This is a genomic window from Pseudomonas sp. TSO6, assembly GCF_056098905.1.
Genome location: NZ_JBLZWV010000034.1, coordinates 120,816 through 136,959, shown reverse-complemented (window position 1 = coordinate 136,959; position 16,144 = coordinate 120,816). Strand labels below are relative to the sequence as shown.

Genomic DNA, 16,144 nt, shown 5'->3' with positions numbered 1-16,144 from the left:
TTGATGCTGAAACCCTGGGGCCGCTGTGCGGCCCATCGCGACACAAGGCCGCTCCTACACCGACCGCGCAGGCTTGCTGATTTGCTTGCCCGTTTGGGAGGCAACTTCGAGCGCTTGGCCGTCCCGCTGTTTGCCTTGGCGGGCCAGGCCTTCGAGCTGCGGTATCAGCATGCCTTCCGGCAAATGCCGCCAGAACCGCCCGGGCATGTGCAGGCGCAGGGCACCGGGGTTGAGGCGGGCAGGGTTGAAGGTGTGGCGGTAGTAGGTGCGCCATAGTTCGGCGCCTGGGTCTTCAGCATTGCGCGCCCATTGCTGCCAGCGCTCGGGGCACCGGCGTTGGTAATCGAACACCTGGCCGTCGAAGCGAATGCCATCCTGTGGTGTGGCGATCAACCAGCGCAAACGCCCCAGGCGGTCGGCAAAATGGGGGCTGGCACTCTCCAGAATGTCATGTGCCGGTTCGTGGTAGGCGACCAGATCAAGTTGCAGGCGTTCTGCCAACGCCTCTGGCAACGGTACGAAGCGCACAAACGCATGCAGGTGATGCGCCTCTCGGCTGACTTGCTTGATGCGCCGTTGCAGTTCACTGCCCAATCGGTCGCCCGCCAGCATGGCCGTGCGGTCACCATGGGCCACTCGCCAGAGCACTTCGTACAACAGGTTCCAGCGTTGCTCGCCGCAGTAACGGGCCGCCTGTTCCAACTGGCTCAGCAGCGCGGCAGGCACCTTGGCGCGAAAGGGGCCAGGGCCCTCCGGGAGCGGCGCAGGCACCGCCAGCAGGTCTGCCATCGGGCCTTGTGACCAGGTGACTTGCGACGGGTCGATGCCATGCCCCAGCAACACGCGGGCCTGGTCCCGCCAGGTGGCGAACCGGTCATCGCAGTTGAGCGCAATCATCCCCACAGCCCCATCTGCACCGGCGCTTGCGGCTCACGCAAACGCGCTCGCAGCAAGCCGCTGCGCAGCTCGGACTGGGCTGGGCGGTAATCGCTGGTGACGATGAACGGCCGTGCCTTGTCCAGCACGCAGCGCAATTGGATCAGGTCGTCATAGCGGACGCGCCGTTCCCGGCGCAGCGCGACCAGGCGCTGTACGCTGCGCAGGCCGATACCGGGAATACGCGCGAGCAGCGCAGGCTCGGCGCGGTTTACATCCAGCGGAAAAACGTCACGGTTGGCCAGTGCCCAGGCCAGCTTGGGGTCGATGTCCAGCGCCAGGTTACCGCTCTGGCCCAGCAATTCACCCGCCTTGTAGCCGTAGCCACGCAGCAGGAAGTCGGCCTGGTACAGGCGGTGCTCGCGCAGCAGCGGCGGTGCAGCCAGGGGCACGCTGCCCGGGCTGTCAGGTATCGGGCTGAAAGCCGAGTAGTACACGCGCTTCAGGCCATAACCCTGGTACAGCGATTCGGCATTGCGCAGCAGGGTGCTGTCGTCGGTGCTGTCGGCGCCGACGATGACCTGGGTGCTTTGCCCGGCAGGGGTGAAGCGCGGGGCCTTGGGTTCATTGGCCACGGCTTGCTGGCCCTGGTGAATCACGCCCATGGCCTGACGGATGGTATGCGCGTGTTTTTCCGGTGCCAGGCGCTTGAGGCTGGCTTCGGTGGGCAGTTCGATATTGACGCTGAGGCGGTCGGCCAGGCGGCCTGCCTCTTCGATCAGTAGCGGGTCGGCATCGGGGATGGTCTTGAGGTGTATGTAGCCGCGGAAGTTGTGCTCTTCGCGCAACAAGCGGGCTACGCGGATCAATTGCTCCATGGTGTAATCCGCCGAACGGATGATGCCGGAGCTGAGGAACAGGCCACTGATGCAATTGCGTCGGTAGAAATCCAGCGTCAGGCGTACCACTTCCTCAGGGCTGAAGCGCGCGCGGGGGACGTTGCTGGACCGGCGGTTCACGCAGTATTGGCAGTCGTACAGGCAGAAGTTGGTCAACAGTACCTTGAGCAGCGATACGCAGCGGCCGTCGGGGGTGTAGCTGTGACAGATACCCATGCCGTTGGTAGCGCCCAGCCCGTCGCCGCCGCGCGAATTGCGCTTGGGTGCACCGCTGCTGGCGCAAGATGCATCGTACTTGGCGGCGTCGGCAAGGATGCCGAGTTTGGCGATGAGTTGCATTGGGCTGTCTCACTGTACTGAATATTCATACAGTATTTTGAGATGTGTCTGATTGCAAGTGGTTGTGCGCCAGCCATGCCCGACTAAATCCGTCAGCTAAGCTTGTGGCTGGACTTACGGATAGCAACGAGGCGCGGAAACGGTTATGAAAATCACCCTGAAGCCGGAGCTGGCGCTGGCCGGGCTGGCCTTGGCCTTTGGCATGCTCAACGCCCAGGCCGCGGAAACCAGAAAGGTCGATGTCATGCTGGTGGGCGGCGGCATCATGAGTTCCACGCTGGCGGTCTGGCTCAACGAACTGGAGCCAGGCTGGTCCATGGAGATGGTCGAACGCCTGGACAAGGTCGCCGAAGAAAGCTCCAACGGCTGGAACAACGCAGGCACCGGCCACTCCGCCCTTGCCGAACTCAACTACACCCCGGAAAAAGACGGCAAGATCGACATCAGCAAAGCTGTGGAGATCAACGAGTCGTTTCAGGTCACCCGTCAGTTCCTGGCCTGGCAGGTTAAGCAGGGGGTGTTGAAGAACCCGCATTCGTTTATCAACACCACCCCTCACATGAGCTTCGTCTGGGGTGACGACAACATCCGCTTCCTGAAAAAGCGCTACGAGGCGCTGCAGGCCAGCCCGTTGTTCAAGCCCATGCAGTACTCCGAGGACCATGAGCAGATCCGCAAATGGGTACCGTTGATGATGGAGGGGCGCGACCCCAACCAGAAATTGGCGGTAACCTGGACGCCGATTGGCACCGACGTCAACTTTGGCGAGATTACCCGGCAGTACGTGGGCTATCTGCAGACCCGGCCTAACTTCGACCTCAAGTTGTCCACCGAAGTACAAGACATCACCCGTAACGACGACGGCTCGTGGCATGTCGAGTACAAGAACCTCAAAGATGGCAGCAAGGCGGCCACCGACGCCAAGTTCCTGTTCATTGGTGCTGGTGGTGCGGCGTTACCCCTGCTGCAGAAGTCGGGGATTGACGAGGCCAAGGACTATGCCGGTTTCCCGGTCGGCGGTTCGTTCCTGGTCACCGACAACCCGGCTATCGCGCAGCGTCACATGGCCAAGGCCTATGGCATTGCCGCCACCGGTGCGCCGCCCATGTCGGTGCCGCACCTGGACACCCGGGTACTCGATGGCAAGCGCATGATCCTGTTCGGGCCGTTCGCCACCTTCTCGACCAAGTTCCTCAAGCAAGGCTCGCTGCTCGATTTGCTTGCCAGTACCAGCGTGCACAACGCCTGGCCGATGGTGCGGGTCGGGGTACGCGAGTTTGACCTGGTGCAATACCTGATCGGCCAGGTGCTGCAATCTGACAATGACCGCTTCGAAGCGCTGCGCACCTACTTCCCCGAGGCCAAGAAGGAAGACTGGCGGTTGTGGCAGGCAGGTCAGCGGGTACAGATCATCAAGAAGGACGAGGCACTCGGTGGCGTGCTCAAGCTCGGTACCGAAGTGGTGACGTCCAAGGACGGCAGCATCGCCGGCTTGTTGGGGGCCTCGCCCGGCGCCTCGACCGCGCCGCCAATCATGCTTGATGTGCTGAACAAGGTGTTCAAGGACAAGGTGGCCTCGCCCGAGTGGCAGGCGAGGATCAAACAGATCATCCCGTCCTATGGTACCCGCCTGAATGACTACCCTGACCAGGTACAGAAGGAGTGGGCGTATACCAACGAGGTGCTGCAGCTGGAACCTCCTGCGCCTTAGCGTCCGGCTGGCCACCGCCGATCTGGCTGCACCTGGCCGCGGCCGATACCGTAGTAAGTCAGGCCGGCGGCGGCCATGTGTTTGGGCTCGAACAGGTTGCGCCCGTCGAACACCACCCGGTCGGCCAACTGTCGCGGTACCTTGTCCAGGTTGAGCACGCGGTAATCCTGCCATTCGGTGACGATTACCAGCGCATCGGCGCCCTCCAGTGCATCGTCCTTGCAGGGCACCAGTTGCAGGTCGGCGCGCCGGCCGTAATGCCGCTGGATTTCTTCCATCGCCTGCGGGTCGTGGGCCTGTACCCGCGCGCCGGCAGCCCACAGCGCTTCCAGCAAGACCCGGCTGGAGGCTTCACGGATGTCATTGGTGTTGGGCTTGAACGACAACCCCCACAGGGCGAATACCTTACCCCGCAGGCCATCGGGATAATGCCGCTGGATCTTGCTGAACAGCCGGCCCTTCTGATGTTCGTTAACCGACTCCACCGCACGCAGCAACTGTGGCTCGAAGCCTTCAGCCTCAGCACTGCGGCGCAGGGCTCGCAGGTCTTTGGGGAAGCACGAGCCGCCAAAGCCGCACCCGGCGTAGATGAAGTCATAGCCGATGCGTGGGTCGGAACCGATGCCACGGCGCACCATTTCGATATCGGCCCCCAGGTGCTCGGCCAGGTTGGCGATTTCGTTGATGAAGGAGATCTTGGTCGCCAGCATGCAGTTGGCCGCGTACTTGGTCAGCTCGGCGCTGCGTGCATCCATCACCATGAGTTTTTCGCGGTTGCGGCTGAACGGCAGGTACAGCTCGCGCAGCAACTCCACTTCGGCCGGTTCGGCGCCGCCGATGATGATGCGGTCCGGCCGCATGCAGTCGTCCACAGCCGAGCCTTCCTTTAGAAACTCCGGGTTGCTGATTACCTGGAAGCGAGCGGGGTCGGCGACGGCCTGGGCTATGCGCGACTTGATGCGGTGCACCGTGCCGACCGGCGCGGTGGACTTGTTGACGATCACCCTGGCGCCGTCAGCATGTTCGAGAATGCTGTCGACCACGGCAAAAACCTGCTTCAGGTCAGCGCTGCCATCGGCTTGTGGCGGTGTGCCGACTGCGATGAACTGCAGCTTGGCGTAGTGGACTGCTGCCCGGGCATCGGTGGTGAAACGCAGGCGGCCGCAGGCCAGGTTTTTCTCCAGCAGCGGCGCAAGGCCCGGCTCGAAGAACGGGCAATGACCGTCATTGAGGGTGGCGACCCGCTCGGCGTCGACATCCATGCACAACACCGAATGCCCCACCTGGGCCAGGCACACTGCCTGGGTGAGGCCAACGTAGCCGGTACCGAAGACCGTGACTTTCATTTTTCCGCTCCTTGATAAGAAAGCTGAAAAAAAATGTCACAGTCTTGTTTAGGAATTGTTACCTGAAGGAGGAATTCCGCCGCTATGTGGACGGGATCTCGTCGCGTATGTGCAGAAGATCTAGACTTACCGAGTGCTCGCGATAACGCGCTGTAGGGCGAGCACAAACCCTTGAACCGACCACCGCCTCCCCGGATCGGAGTTCCCTCGCTGGCGATGGCCTTCTTGCAGAGGAGGGCAGGTCATGGACGAGGCAAGGCTTCACGATTTCATGGGCAAGCTGGTGGGCGACATGGGCGCAGCGGCGACCCTGGCCAATGTCATCCTGGGCGACGAACTGGGGTTGTATCGAGCGATGGCCGATAGCCAGCCAACTACCCCCGAAGCGCTGGCGGAAAAAACCGGCTGCCATCCGCGGCTGGTGCGCGAATGGCTGAACGCCCAGGCCGCTTCGGGTTACATGGCGCACGACAAGGGCTCTTTTGTGCTGCCCGAAGAGCAGGCCATGGCCTTGGCGCTGGAGGACTCCCCAGCCTACATGGCCGGTGGGGCCGCAGTGATCGCTGCGCTGTTCCATGACAAGGACAAGCTGGTCGCGGCCATGCGCGGCGATGGCGGGCTGGCCTGGGGGGACCACCACCCGTGCATGTTCAGCGGTACCGAGCGGTTTTTCCGGCCGGGCTACCGTACGTTTCTGGTCGCTGAGTGGTTGCCGGCGCTCGAGGGTGTGGTGGCCAAGCTACAGGCGGGCGCCAAGGTGGCGGATGTAGGCTGCGGGCATGGCGCCTCGACGCTGGTCATGGCCCAGGCGTTTCCAGCGTCTACCTTCGTCGGCTACGACTACCACGGGCCTTCCATCACCACCGCCAACGATCGCGCGCGTGAGGCGGGGCTAGCCGAGCGGGTGAGTTTTCAGCAGGCCAGTGCGAAGGATTACCCGGGGCATGACCATGACCTGGTGTGCTTCTTCGATTGCCTGCACGACATGGGCGACCCGGTGGGGGCGGCCAAGCATGCCTATCGGGCGTTGAAGGCTGACGGCACGGTCATGCTGGTAGAACCTTTTGCCGAGGATTCGCTGGACGGTAACCTGACGCCGGTAGGGCGCTTGTTCTACGCAGCGTCTACCTTCATCTGCACGCCGAATTCGCTGTCGCAGGAAGTGGGCCTGGGGCTGGGCGCGCAAGCCGGGGAGGCGCGGTTGCGGGCGGTGTTTGAAGAGGCGGGGTTTAGCCGGTTCCGGCGAGCGACGCAGACGCCGTTCAACCTGATTCTGGAGGCCCGGAAGTAGGGTGTCGTCCTGCACTGGCCTCTTCGCGGGCTTGCCCGCTCTCACAGGATAACTTCAGGCCTGAGAAGCACGTTACCTGTGGGAGCGGGCGAGCCCGCGAAAAGGCCAGGCCTGGAAACGCAGAAGGGGCGCCATGTGGCGCCCCTTCTGTTTGTTGCTTAGGCTTCAGCGTCCCAAGGACGATCGCCTTTTTCATCCTTGACGCGGGTTGGCAGGCCCATCACGTCCAGCGCCTTGAGGAACGGCTCGGCTGGCAGCTCCTCGACGTTGACCATGCGCTTGGCATCCCATTCGCCACGGGCAACCAGCAGGGCAGCAGCCACTGGCGGTACACCGGCGGTGTAGGAAATGCCCTGGCTGTCGGTCTCGGCGTAGGCTTCTTCGTGGTCAGCCACGTTGTAGATGAACACTTCGCGCGGCTGACCATCCTTGGTGCCTTTGACCAGGTCACCGATGCAGGTCTTGCCGGTGTAGCCAGGGGCCAGGGAGGCCGGGTCTGGCAGTACGGCCTTGACCACTTTCAGCGGTACCACTTCCAGGCCTTCGGCGGTTTTCACCGGTTGCTCGCTGAGCAGGCCCAGGTTTTTCAGCACGGTGAACACATTGATGTAGTGCTCGCCGAAGCTCATCCAGAAACGCACGTTCGGTACGTTGAGGTTCTTCGAAATCGAGTGAACTTCGTCGTGGCCGGTCAGGTACAGGTTTTGCGAACCTACCACAGGCAGGTCGTCGGTACGCTTGACCTCGAACATGGTGTTGCTGGTCCACTGGCTGTTCTGCCAGCTCCACACTTGCCCGGTGAACTCGCGGAAGTTGATTTCCGGGTCGAAGTTGGTGGCAAAGTACTTGCCATGCGAACCGGCATTGACGTCGAGAATGTCGATCGAATCAATGCTGTCGAAATACTGCTGCTGCGCCAGTTTGGCGTAGCTGTTTACCACACCCGGGTCGAAACCGACGCCGAGAATGGCTGTAATGTTCTTTGCCTGGCACTCTTCGAGGTGTTTCCACTCGTAGTTGCCGTACCACGGCGGGGTCTCGCAAATCTTGCCCGGCTCTTCGTGGATGGCGGTGTCCAGATAGGCGACACCCGTATCGATGCAGGCACGCAGCACCGACATGTTGAGGAAGGCGGAACCTACGTTGATCACGATCTGCGATTCGGTCTCGCGGATCAGCGCCTTGGTTGCCTCGACATCGAGGGCATTGAGCGAGAAGGCCTGGATGTCGGCGGGTACCTTGAGGCTACCCTTGGCCTTGACGCTGTCGATGATGGCCTGGCATTTGGAGATGTTCCGTGACGCGATAGCGATACGACCCAGTTCGTCGTTATGCTGTGCGCACTTGTGGGCCACCACCTTGGCGACACCTCCTGCACCAATGATAAGAACGTTCTTCTTCAATTTACCTTTTGCTCCTTACTTGGAAAGCCGGCCTTACGACAGGCTGGAAACGTAGTCTTCAAAACCGAACTCGCGGACGACTTCGACGCTGCCGTCGAGTTGCTTGACCACGATGGATGGCATTTTCAGACCGTTGAACCAGTTTTTCTTGACCATGGTGTAACCCGCCGTGTCGATGAACGACAGGCGATCGCCAATGGCCAACGGGCGATCGAATTGGTACTCGCCGAAGATGTCACCGGCCAGGCACGACTTGCCGCAGACCATGTAGGTGTGCTCGCCGTCGTTGGGGGCCATCTTGGCGTTGAGGCGGTAGATCAGCAGGTCGAGCAGGTGCGCTTCAATCGAGCTGTCGACCACGGCCAGGTGCTTGCCGTTGTACAGGGTGTCGAGCACGGTCACTTCCAGCGAGGCGCTGTTGGTGATGGCCGCTTCGCCCGGCTCCAGGTACACCTGCACGCCGTACTTCTCCGAGAAGGCTTTGAGGCGTGCGCAGAAGGCGTCTACCGCATAGTCTTCACCGGTGAAGTGGATGCCGCCACCGAGGCTGACCCACTCGACCTTGTGCAGCAGGTGACCGAAGCGCTCTTCGATGTGCGTGAGCATCTTGTCGAACAGGCCGAAGTCGCCGTTCTCGCAGTTGTTGTGGAACATGAAGCCGGAGATCTGTTCGATCACCTGCTCGATCTTGGCAGGGTCCCATTCGCCCAGGCGGCTGAACGGACGTGCCGGGTCGGCCAGCAGGTAGTCAGAGCTGCTGACCTGCGGGTTGACGCGCAGGCCGCGCACTTTGCCTTCGGACTGTTCGGCAAAGCGCTGCAGCTGGCCGATCGAGTTGAAGATGATCTTGTCGCAGTTCTCGAGCATTTCCTCGACCTCGTCGTCGGCCCAGGCCACGCTGTAGGCGTGGGTTTCGCCGGCGAACTTCTGGCGGCCGAGCTTGAGCTCGAAAAGCGAGGACGAGGTGGTGCCGTCCATGTACTGCTGCATCAGGTCGAACACCGACCAGGTAGCGAAGCACTTGAGGGCAAGCAGCGCCTTGGCACCGGAGTGTTCACGCACGTAGGCGATCTTCTCCATGTTGCTGAGCAGCTTGGTTTTGTCGATGAGGTAATACGGCGTCTTGATCATTTAAAGGCCCCGGGCCAGGCCGGCCAAAAAAAGGACACGCATTGTGCCTTCACTTGCCGCAGACCGAAAGGGTGCGATACGCATTTCGTCAGAGCTGACGCCGTTGCGAGGGCATTTTTCCGGTTGCGGCGGGCTCAGTAGAACAGGCGCATGTGACTGTCGTAATCACCACCGACGGGCGGCGGCCTCAATCAGCTTGCTGCAACCACGCGTGAATCTGCTCCAGCGTTGCAGTAGCCCCACCACAAACCACCACCAGCACATTCTGGTATTGCGCCAGGGCGCCCGGCGCATACGCCAATGCCAACGCCGCTCCACACGCCGGTTCGACCAGCACGCGGTGGTCCAGCAGGAACCGCTCGCAGGCCTCCAGCGCCGCGCGATCGCTGACCAGGTGGCTGTGCACCGGGTGTTGCTGAGCGCAGGCCAGCGCCTGATCGGCTACCCGCTTTGCCCCCAGCGACGTCGCCACCGAAGCGATGCGCTCCAGCTCGACCGAATGCCCCGCCTGCATGGCCGCATGCAGCGACGCGGCGCCGTGGGTTTCCACCGCCAGCACCGGGACATCCGCCCAACCATTGCGCTGCAGCCCCTGGACCACGCCGCTGAGCAACCCGCCACCGCCCACCGACAGCACCACGGCGTCCGGTTTCACGCCTGCTTCGGCGACTTCATCGATCAGGCTGGCATGCCCGGCCCACAGCAGCGGATCGTCAAACGGGTGGATGAACGCATCATTCGGCCCCACCAAGGTCTGCGCCAGGGCGTTGGCCTCTTGCCAGGAGCTGCCATGCACCACCACGTTGGCGTCTTCCAGGCGCAGCAACTCCTTGGCCCGCTCGGTGGTGGTCTCGGGAACTACAACGGTCACCGACACACCCAGCTTGCGCCCCGCATACGCTACTGCCAGGCCGGCGTTGCCGCCCGAGGAAGAAATGAACTGCTGGGCGCCACGGGCCTGATGCACTTCGCAGGCGTGGCCGACGCCGCGCAGCTTGAACGAGCCGCAAGGTTGCAGGGCATCGAGCTTGAGCCAGATGTTTCGGCCCGCAGCCAACGATATGGAACGAGATTCGATCAGGGGGGTGTGGATATGCAAGGTCATTGGGTGGTTCCGCGTAATTGTTCAAGGTAGTTGTAAATGGTGTAGCGGGTTACGCCGAGGGCACTTGCGGCCTTTTCCACGCCGCCTTTGACGATGAACAGGCCGCGCTCCTGCATGACCCGCACGGCTTCGACCTTGGCCTGTTTGTTCATCCGGCCTTGGCCGCTACGTTGCAGGGAAGCCTGGATGATCTCGCTCATCAGCAGTTCCATGTCGGCGGGTTCGCTGACGGCAGGCGTGGCCCCCAGCGGTTGGAACTGCTGGAGAAAACTCATGGCGGCGTCCAGGCCGGTGACGTCGGTGTTGACGCAGAGGCTGGCGAAGGGGTGGCCGGTGCTGTCGCGAAAGATCGCGGTGGCGCTGCGCAGGGTGCGGCCCTTGAGTGTGGTGGGGTAGTCGGGCAGTACCACCGGCTCGCTGCCGTGCTGGTCGGCTGAGGCCTGCATCAGTGCCTTGAAGCCTTGGTCCTGCTCTGGGGCGGCGAGGATCGGGCTGCCGACGCTGCGGCCGGAGAGGTGGCCGTTGACGATCGCCACCACGGAACGTTCCGGGTGGTCCAGGTCGTGCAGGAGGATTTCCATGTTGCGTGCGGCAACGCTGCCCAGGGCCTGAATGGCAGCCTTGAGCACTGTGAGGGTGAGGTGGCGTTCATCGCCGGGGGTGATAGGCATGGCAAATCGCAATATCAACGTTTTGTGTATTTTTACACATAAAGTTGAATTGTGCGATCTGTGGTGGTTGTACGGGCTTATCGCCGACAAGCCAGCTCCCAGAGGTCCTGCACAGCCCTTGAGGTTTGCAGTTTCCTGTAGGAGCTGGCTTGCCGGCGATGGGCCGCAAAGCGGCCCTTGTAAAAGTCAGCCCAGAGCCGGGGTGCGCGGCGGAATCATCCGGCGCGAGCCAGTCGCCTCGAAGGCCGCACCAAAGCTCAACAATGCATTGTCACTGTAAGCCCGCCCGGCAAAGGTCAGCCCCACCGGCATGCCGATATCGGCCATCACGCCCATTGGCACGGTCACGGTCGGTACACCCAGGTGACGGATCGCCAGGTTGCCGTTGGCCACCCAGATACCGTTGCTCCAGGCGATGTCCGCCGATGCCGGGTTGACGTCGGCATCGGCCGGGCCTACATCGGCCACGGTCGGGAACAGCACCGCATCCAGGCCCAGGTTGTCCATCCAGTCTTCCAGGTCCAGTTTGCGGGTGTGCTCCAGGCCGCGTAGGCCGTCAGGCACGGTCTCGATCTGGTCCCATGTCTTCAGGCCGCGCTTGGCCATGTTGACGTACTCGTCCATGCCGGCGGCCAGGTCGTCCTCACGGTTGGGCAGGGTGCCCGGGTCGTGGGGGAAGATTTGTGGGCCATCGACATCGGCCAGGCGGTTAAGCTTTGGGTCGCCGTTGGCACGCAGGAAGTCGTCAAAGGCCCAGCCCGACAGCTCCCACAGCTCGTCACGGAGGAACTCTTTGCTGACGATGCCGCGGTTGTAAACGGTCGGTGCGCCCGGGCGGTCGCCCTCGCAGTTGGACACCAGCGGAAAGTCCACTTCCAGCACTTCGGCGCCGGCCGCTTCCAGGGCCTGGCGTGCTTCTTGCCACAAGTCGATCACAGTGGCGCGGGTGTTGATGCGTTGGCCAGTCGGGCCGCCGATGCCAGGTTTTTCGGAGGTGCCCGCTTCGGTATCGGCATTGATGTACATGCGCGGTACGCCAAAGCGTTTGCCCTTGAGTGCGCTGGCATCCACTGCCAGTTCCAGGTACGAGGCAGGGCGCACACTCGATGCCGCCGGGATCGGTACCCAGGGCTGCAGGCGCCACAGGTCGCCGCGCTTGTCAGCGTCATCGGCGACCACCACGTCGAGGATTTCCAGCAGGTCGGCCATGGTGCGGGCGTAAGGTACCACCACGTCCATGGTCGGGGTCAGCGGCCAGTTGCCGCGCACCGAAATCACGCCGCGCGATGGAGTGTAGGCGCACAAGCCATTGTTGGACGCCGGGCCACGGCCGCTGGACCAGGTTTCCTCGGCCAGGCCGAAGGCACTGAAACTGGCGGCGGTGGCGGTGCCGGCACCGTTGGACGAGCCCGAGGCGAAGGGCGCAGTCAGGAAGTTGGCGTTATACGGGCTTTCGGCGCGGCCATACACGCCGCGCTGCATGCCACCGTTGGCCATGGGCGGCATGTTGGTCTTGCCCAGGCACACGGCACCGGCGGCGCGCAGACGCTCGATGGTGAAGGCGTCGCGTTGGGCTACCAGGTCCTTGAACGCAGGGCTGCCGGACGCGGCGGTCAGGCCTTTGACCAGATAGCTGTCCTTGGCGGTGTAGGGGATGCCATCCAGCGGGCTCAGGACTTGGCCTTGGGCGCGGCGGGCGTCGGAGGCCTCGGCTTCTTTGAGCGCCTCGGGGTTGCGTACCACTACCGCGTTCAGGGCGGTGGCGGTGTCGGCGCCATCGTAGGCGTCGATCCGCGCCAGGTAGGCCTTGACCAGCTCGACCGCCGTCGTGCGGCCCGACTCGAGCGCGTCGCGCAGCTCGGCAATGGAAACCTCGGTTACCTCGATCATGCGTTCACCAAAAGAATGTGCAGGTGGGGGCTAATGCGAGGAGTGTACAAGAAGGGCTTGTCGGACGCAGGTTTGCGCGGGGGCAAATGGTTTTATGCAGGGGGGCATTGTCGGGGTCGCACAGCGACCCCGGCCAACCCTCAGTCCAGATCGTGCGCCGCATGCCGCTCGGGCACCTGGCTGGCCTCATCCCCCCACGTCCGGTTTACCCGAGTTCCGCGCTGCACCGCCGGGCGCAGGGCAATTTCCTCGGCCCAGCGCTGTACGTTGGGATACTCATCCACCGCCAGGAATTCTGCCGCGTCATACAGGTTGCCGCGCACCAGCTGGCCATACCACGGCCACACGGCAATATCGGCAATGCTGTACTCATCACCGCCCAGGTAGCGGCTCTCGGCCAGGCGGCGGTCAAGCACGTCCAGTTGACGCTTGGCCTCCATGGTGAAGCGGTTGATCGCGTATTCGAATTTTTCCGGGGCGTACACGTAGAAGTGACCGAAGCCACCGCCCAGGTAAGGCGCCGCGCCCATCTGCCAGAACAGCCAATTCAGGCTCTCGGTGCGTGTAGCGGGCGATTTTGGCAGCAGTGCGCCGAACTTGTCTGCCAGGTACAGCAGGATCGAACCCGATTCGAATACCCGCACAGCTGGTTCGACGCTGCGGTCGAGCAGGGCAGGGATCTTGGAATTGGGGTTGACCTGGACGAAGCCGCTGGAAAACTGGTCGCCCTCACCAATGCGTATCAACCAGGCATCGTACTCGGCTGCGGTATGGCCCAAGGCAAGCAGCTCTTCAAGGGCAATGGTGACCTTGACGCCATTGGGTGTTGCCAGGGAATACAGCTGCAGCGGGTGCTTGCCCAGCGGCAGGTCCTTGTCGTGCGTCGGGCCGGCAACCGGGCGGTTGATGCTGGCGAACTGGCCGCCGGAGGCTGCCTCGTTGCGCCAGACCTTGGGGGGTACATAGGCGGGCTTGCTCATGCATGAATCTCCTTCATTGGCGCGAAACTGTCACGTAAAGACGTGGACCTGTATCTATGCCACGGGTTCGACGCCGTGCGCAAATGCATAGGGTGCGCGCGCAACTTGCATGACGATGGTTTCATCCAGTTTTCATCCGGCGCAAGCCAGGCCGGCTCTATGCTGGGCTATCTCTTCGCCCTGCAAGGAACCGCTGGCCGATGACTATCCCCCGCTGCCTGTTGGCGCTGGTCCTGCTCGGCGGCCTGCTGGCCCATGCCGAGGCTGCGCCGCGGGTTGTCGGCCTGCACCCTATGACCTTGGCGGACCCGGTCGATAGCCGGCCGATGCAAGCACTGGCGTTCTACCCCGCTATTGGTAAACCCCGTAGTAGCCGTATAGACGGCTATCCAGTCGAGGTGGCTGAGGAGGCACCCGTCGCCACGGGCCGATTCCCGTTACTGGTCCTGTCCCACGGCAATACCGGCAGCCCATTGGCGCTGCACTACCTGGCAACCGCGTTGGCGCGGCGAGGCTTCGTGGTGGTGGCGGTAGTGCACCCGGGGGACAACGCCCGCGACCACAGTCGTCTGGGCACCCTGAGCAACCTGTATGGTCGGCCGCTGCAAGTCAGCGCCGCAATCACCGCCGCCCGCGATGATGCATTGGTCGGGCCTTATCTGGACGAAGGCAAGGTGGGCGTGATCGGTTATTCGGCTGGTGGCGAAACCGCGTTGATCCTTTCCGGTGCGCGCCCGGACCTGGACCGCCTGCGCCAGTACTGCCTGGAGCGCCCGAACGACGCCGACGCCTGCAAGACCCACGGCATATTGATTGCCGACCGCAGCGAACTGGCGCCGCAGGCCGACCCGCGGGTAGGGGCGGTGATGCTGATGGCGCCGCTGAGCCTGCTGTTCGGGCGCCATGCCTTGGCCGGGGTTCAGGTGCCAGCCCTGATCTATAGCGGCGATAGCGACCAACTGGTGGCAGTGGACCGCAACGCCGAGGCTCTGGCCCGCAAGCTGCCGGTCACCCCCGATTACCGTCTGTTGGCCGGCGCCGGCCACTTTGTGTTCATGGCCCACTGCGACGCCGAGCAGTACGCGCGGATGCCGGCGCTGTGCAAAGATGCCGAGGGCGTGGACCGCCGCCATATCCATCATTCGCTAGAGCGTGAAACGGCGGCGTTCTTCAGCCAGGCGCTGGGCACGCCGCCACTGGCCGAGCGGTCAGCTGCGGCGAGCGTGCCGCGACAGCAACAGCGTTAGGCCCACCCCGGCCAGGGCAAGCAGGGCAGCCACGCAGAAGATCGAGGAATAGCCCAGGTGCACGGCTACTGCGCCCATCACCGGGCCGGCGATAGCCAAGGCCATATCGAAGAACACCGCATAGGCCCCCAGCCCCGCGCCGCGGCTGCTGCTGGGGACCTGCCGGATTGCCTCGACGCCCAGCGCCGGGTACACCAGCGACAGCCCGAACCCGGTAAGCCCTGCGCCAACCAGAGCCCACGCCGGCGAAGGCGCGAGCCACAGCAGGCTCAGGCCGAGCACTTCAGTGGCCATGCAGGCGACCGCCACGTTGTAACCACCAAACCGGTTGACCGCGTTGACGAACAGCAGCCGCGAAATGATGAAACACACACCAAACGCACTCAAACACCAGGCTGCGCCAACCCAGCCGCGCTCCAGATAGTACAAGGTGACGAAGGTGGTCAGGGTGCCATAGCCGATCGAGGCCAGGGTCAGGCCAAGGCCGCACGGCGCAACCCGGGCAAACGCCGACCAGAACGGCAGGCGTTCGCCGCGTACCACCACCACGTCGGGACGCTTGCGCAACACCAGCAAAGCAAGGGTTGCCAGCACCAGCAAAGCTGGCCCCAGTACGCTGAAATCCAGCCCATCCACGGCCAACACTCCCAGGGGCGCGCCAATCGCAATCGCGCCGTAGGAGGCGATGCCGTTCCATGAGATCACCCTGGCGGTGTGTTCGGGGCCGACCTGGCTGATGCCCCAGCTCAAGGTGGCCACACCGATCAGCCCCTGGGCGATGCCGAGCAGCAAACGGCCCACAAGCAGCAGCGCCAGGCTCAGCAGGGGCAGCGTCAGGGTCCAGGCCGATAACAGGGTCAATACCCCGCAGCCGGCAATTCCCATCAGGCCGAAACGGATGGCTTGTTTGCCCCCGAGGGTATCTGCAACGCGCCCGGCAAACGGGCGGCTGAGCAGGGTGGCCAGGTATTGCAGGCCAATGGTTACCCCGGCGATCACTGCACCAAAGCCCAGTTGGTCGTGCACGTAGCTGGGTAGCACCGCAATCGGCAGGCCGATGCAGAGGAAGGCAATGAAGGTGTAGAAAACGATCGACAGGATCTGCTGAGTGATGTGCAGCGTGTTGCTGGCGGGGGCAGGTTGTTGCGCGGTCATGGGCTCTTTCGCGGGCGGGCGGTTGGGCGTGGTTCCATGATGGCTGTTACATGAAGGAAATGAAAGCAGGCTAACGAATTATTCGTCGGGTTGTGTCAGC

13 protein-coding genes are annotated in these 16,144 nt (G+C 63.1%); 3 read left to right on the top strand and 10 right to left on the bottom strand.

What is annotated here, in order from left to right:
• Nucleotides 1-54: 54 nt before the first annotated feature.
• Both ACN6NG_RS15690 and ACN6NG_RS15685 read right to left on the bottom strand, forming a co-directional pair.
• Nucleotides 55-903 carry a TIGR03915 family putative DNA repair protein gene (locus tag ACN6NG_RS15690; RefSeq protein ID WP_063423558.1) on the bottom strand — a complete coding sequence of 283 codons (849 nt, stop codon included), beginning with the start codon at nt 901-903 and terminating at the stop codon, nt 55-57.
• Entirely contained in the window at nt 894-2,114 is a 1,221-nt protein-coding gene (locus tag ACN6NG_RS15685) for a putative DNA modification/repair radical SAM protein (RefSeq protein WP_063423556.1), read from the bottom strand. Before ACN6NG_RS15685 ends, ACN6NG_RS15690 begins: the two co-directional genes overlap by 10 nt.
• A 145-nt stretch (nt 2,115-2,259) precedes the next feature.
• Here ACN6NG_RS15685 and mqo point away from each other — a divergent pair, with 145 nt between their 5' ends.
• On the top strand, nt 2,260-3,825 hold the full coding sequence (mqo, locus tag ACN6NG_RS15680; RefSeq protein ID WP_063423554.1) for a malate dehydrogenase (quinone): 1,566 nt from the start codon (nt 2,260-2,262) through the stop codon (nt 3,823-3,825).
• Here the strand turns inward: mqo and ACN6NG_RS15675 are convergent.
• The gene (locus tag ACN6NG_RS15675) at nt 3,822-5,171 is read right to left on the bottom strand and encodes a UDP-glucose dehydrogenase family protein (RefSeq protein WP_063423552.1); all 1,350 of its coding nucleotides are present in this window, start codon (nt 5,169-5,171) and stop codon (nt 3,822-3,824) included. The genes mqo and ACN6NG_RS15675 overlap by 4 nt on opposite strands.
• Before the next feature lie 244 nt (nt 5,172-5,415).
• Here ACN6NG_RS15675 and ACN6NG_RS15670 point away from each other — a divergent pair, with 244 nt between their 5' ends.
• Nucleotides 5,416-6,462 carry a class I SAM-dependent methyltransferase gene (locus tag ACN6NG_RS15670; protein WP_016499948.1) on the top strand — a complete coding sequence of 349 codons (1,047 nt, stop codon included), beginning with the start codon at nt 5,416-5,418 and terminating at the stop codon, nt 6,460-6,462.
• A 158-nt stretch (nt 6,463-6,620) separates the two neighbouring features.
• On the opposite strand, the gene ACN6NG_RS15665 is transcribed toward ACN6NG_RS15670, so the two are convergent.
• The 6 genes from ACN6NG_RS15665 to yghU all read right to left on the bottom strand — a co-directional run bounded on the left by ACN6NG_RS15665 (nt 6,621) and on the right by yghU (nt 13,642).
• The gene (locus tag ACN6NG_RS15665; protein WP_003248123.1) at nt 6,621-7,865 is read right to left on the bottom strand and encodes a saccharopine dehydrogenase family protein; all 1,245 of its coding nucleotides are present in this window, start codon (nt 7,863-7,865) and stop codon (nt 6,621-6,623) included.
• 33 nt (nt 7,866-7,898) lie between these two features.
• Nucleotides 7,899-8,996 (bottom strand): carboxynorspermidine decarboxylase, encoded by a 1,098-nt coding sequence (gene nspC / locus ACN6NG_RS15660; protein ID WP_003248125.1) that lies wholly within the window; start codon nt 8,994-8,996, stop codon nt 7,899-7,901.
• Nucleotides 8,997-9,183: 187 nt separating this feature from the next.
• Nucleotides 9,184-10,101 (bottom strand): pyridoxal-phosphate dependent enzyme, encoded by a 918-nt coding sequence (locus ACN6NG_RS15655; protein ID WP_063423548.1) that lies wholly within the window; start codon nt 10,099-10,101, stop codon nt 9,184-9,186.
• Nucleotides 10,098-10,772: a helix-turn-helix transcriptional regulator gene (locus ACN6NG_RS15650; protein ID WP_063423546.1), complete on the bottom strand. Its 675-nt coding sequence runs from the start codon at nt 10,770-10,772 to the stop codon at nt 10,098-10,100. Before ACN6NG_RS15650 ends, ACN6NG_RS15655 begins: the two co-directional genes overlap by 4 nt.
• A gap of 186 nt (nt 10,773-10,958) precedes the next feature.
• Nucleotides 10,959-12,662, bottom strand: a complete 1,704-nt coding sequence (locus ACN6NG_RS15645) for an amidase (protein ID WP_063423544.1) — start codon at nt 12,660-12,662, stop codon at nt 10,959-10,961.
• Between the two features lie 140 nt (nt 12,663-12,802).
• Nucleotides 12,803-13,642 (bottom strand): glutathione-dependent disulfide-bond oxidoreductase, encoded by an 840-nt coding sequence (yghU, locus tag ACN6NG_RS15640; RefSeq protein WP_063423542.1) that lies wholly within the window; start codon nt 13,640-13,642, stop codon nt 12,803-12,805.
• A gap of 200 nt (nt 13,643-13,842) precedes the next feature.
• Here yghU and ACN6NG_RS15635 point away from each other — a divergent pair, with 200 nt between their 5' ends.
• Nucleotides 13,843-14,889, top strand: a complete 1,047-nt coding sequence (locus ACN6NG_RS15635) for an alpha/beta hydrolase family protein (RefSeq protein WP_063423540.1) — start codon at nt 13,843-13,845, stop codon at nt 14,887-14,889.
• Here ACN6NG_RS15635 and ACN6NG_RS15630 read toward each other — a convergent pair.
• Nucleotides 14,851-16,044, bottom strand: coding sequence for an MFS transporter (locus ACN6NG_RS15630; RefSeq protein WP_474314952.1), 1,194 nt, complete (start codon nt 16,042-16,044; stop codon nt 14,851-14,853). The genes ACN6NG_RS15635 and ACN6NG_RS15630 overlap by 39 nt on opposite strands.
• Nucleotides 16,045-16,144: the final 100 nt, after the last annotated feature.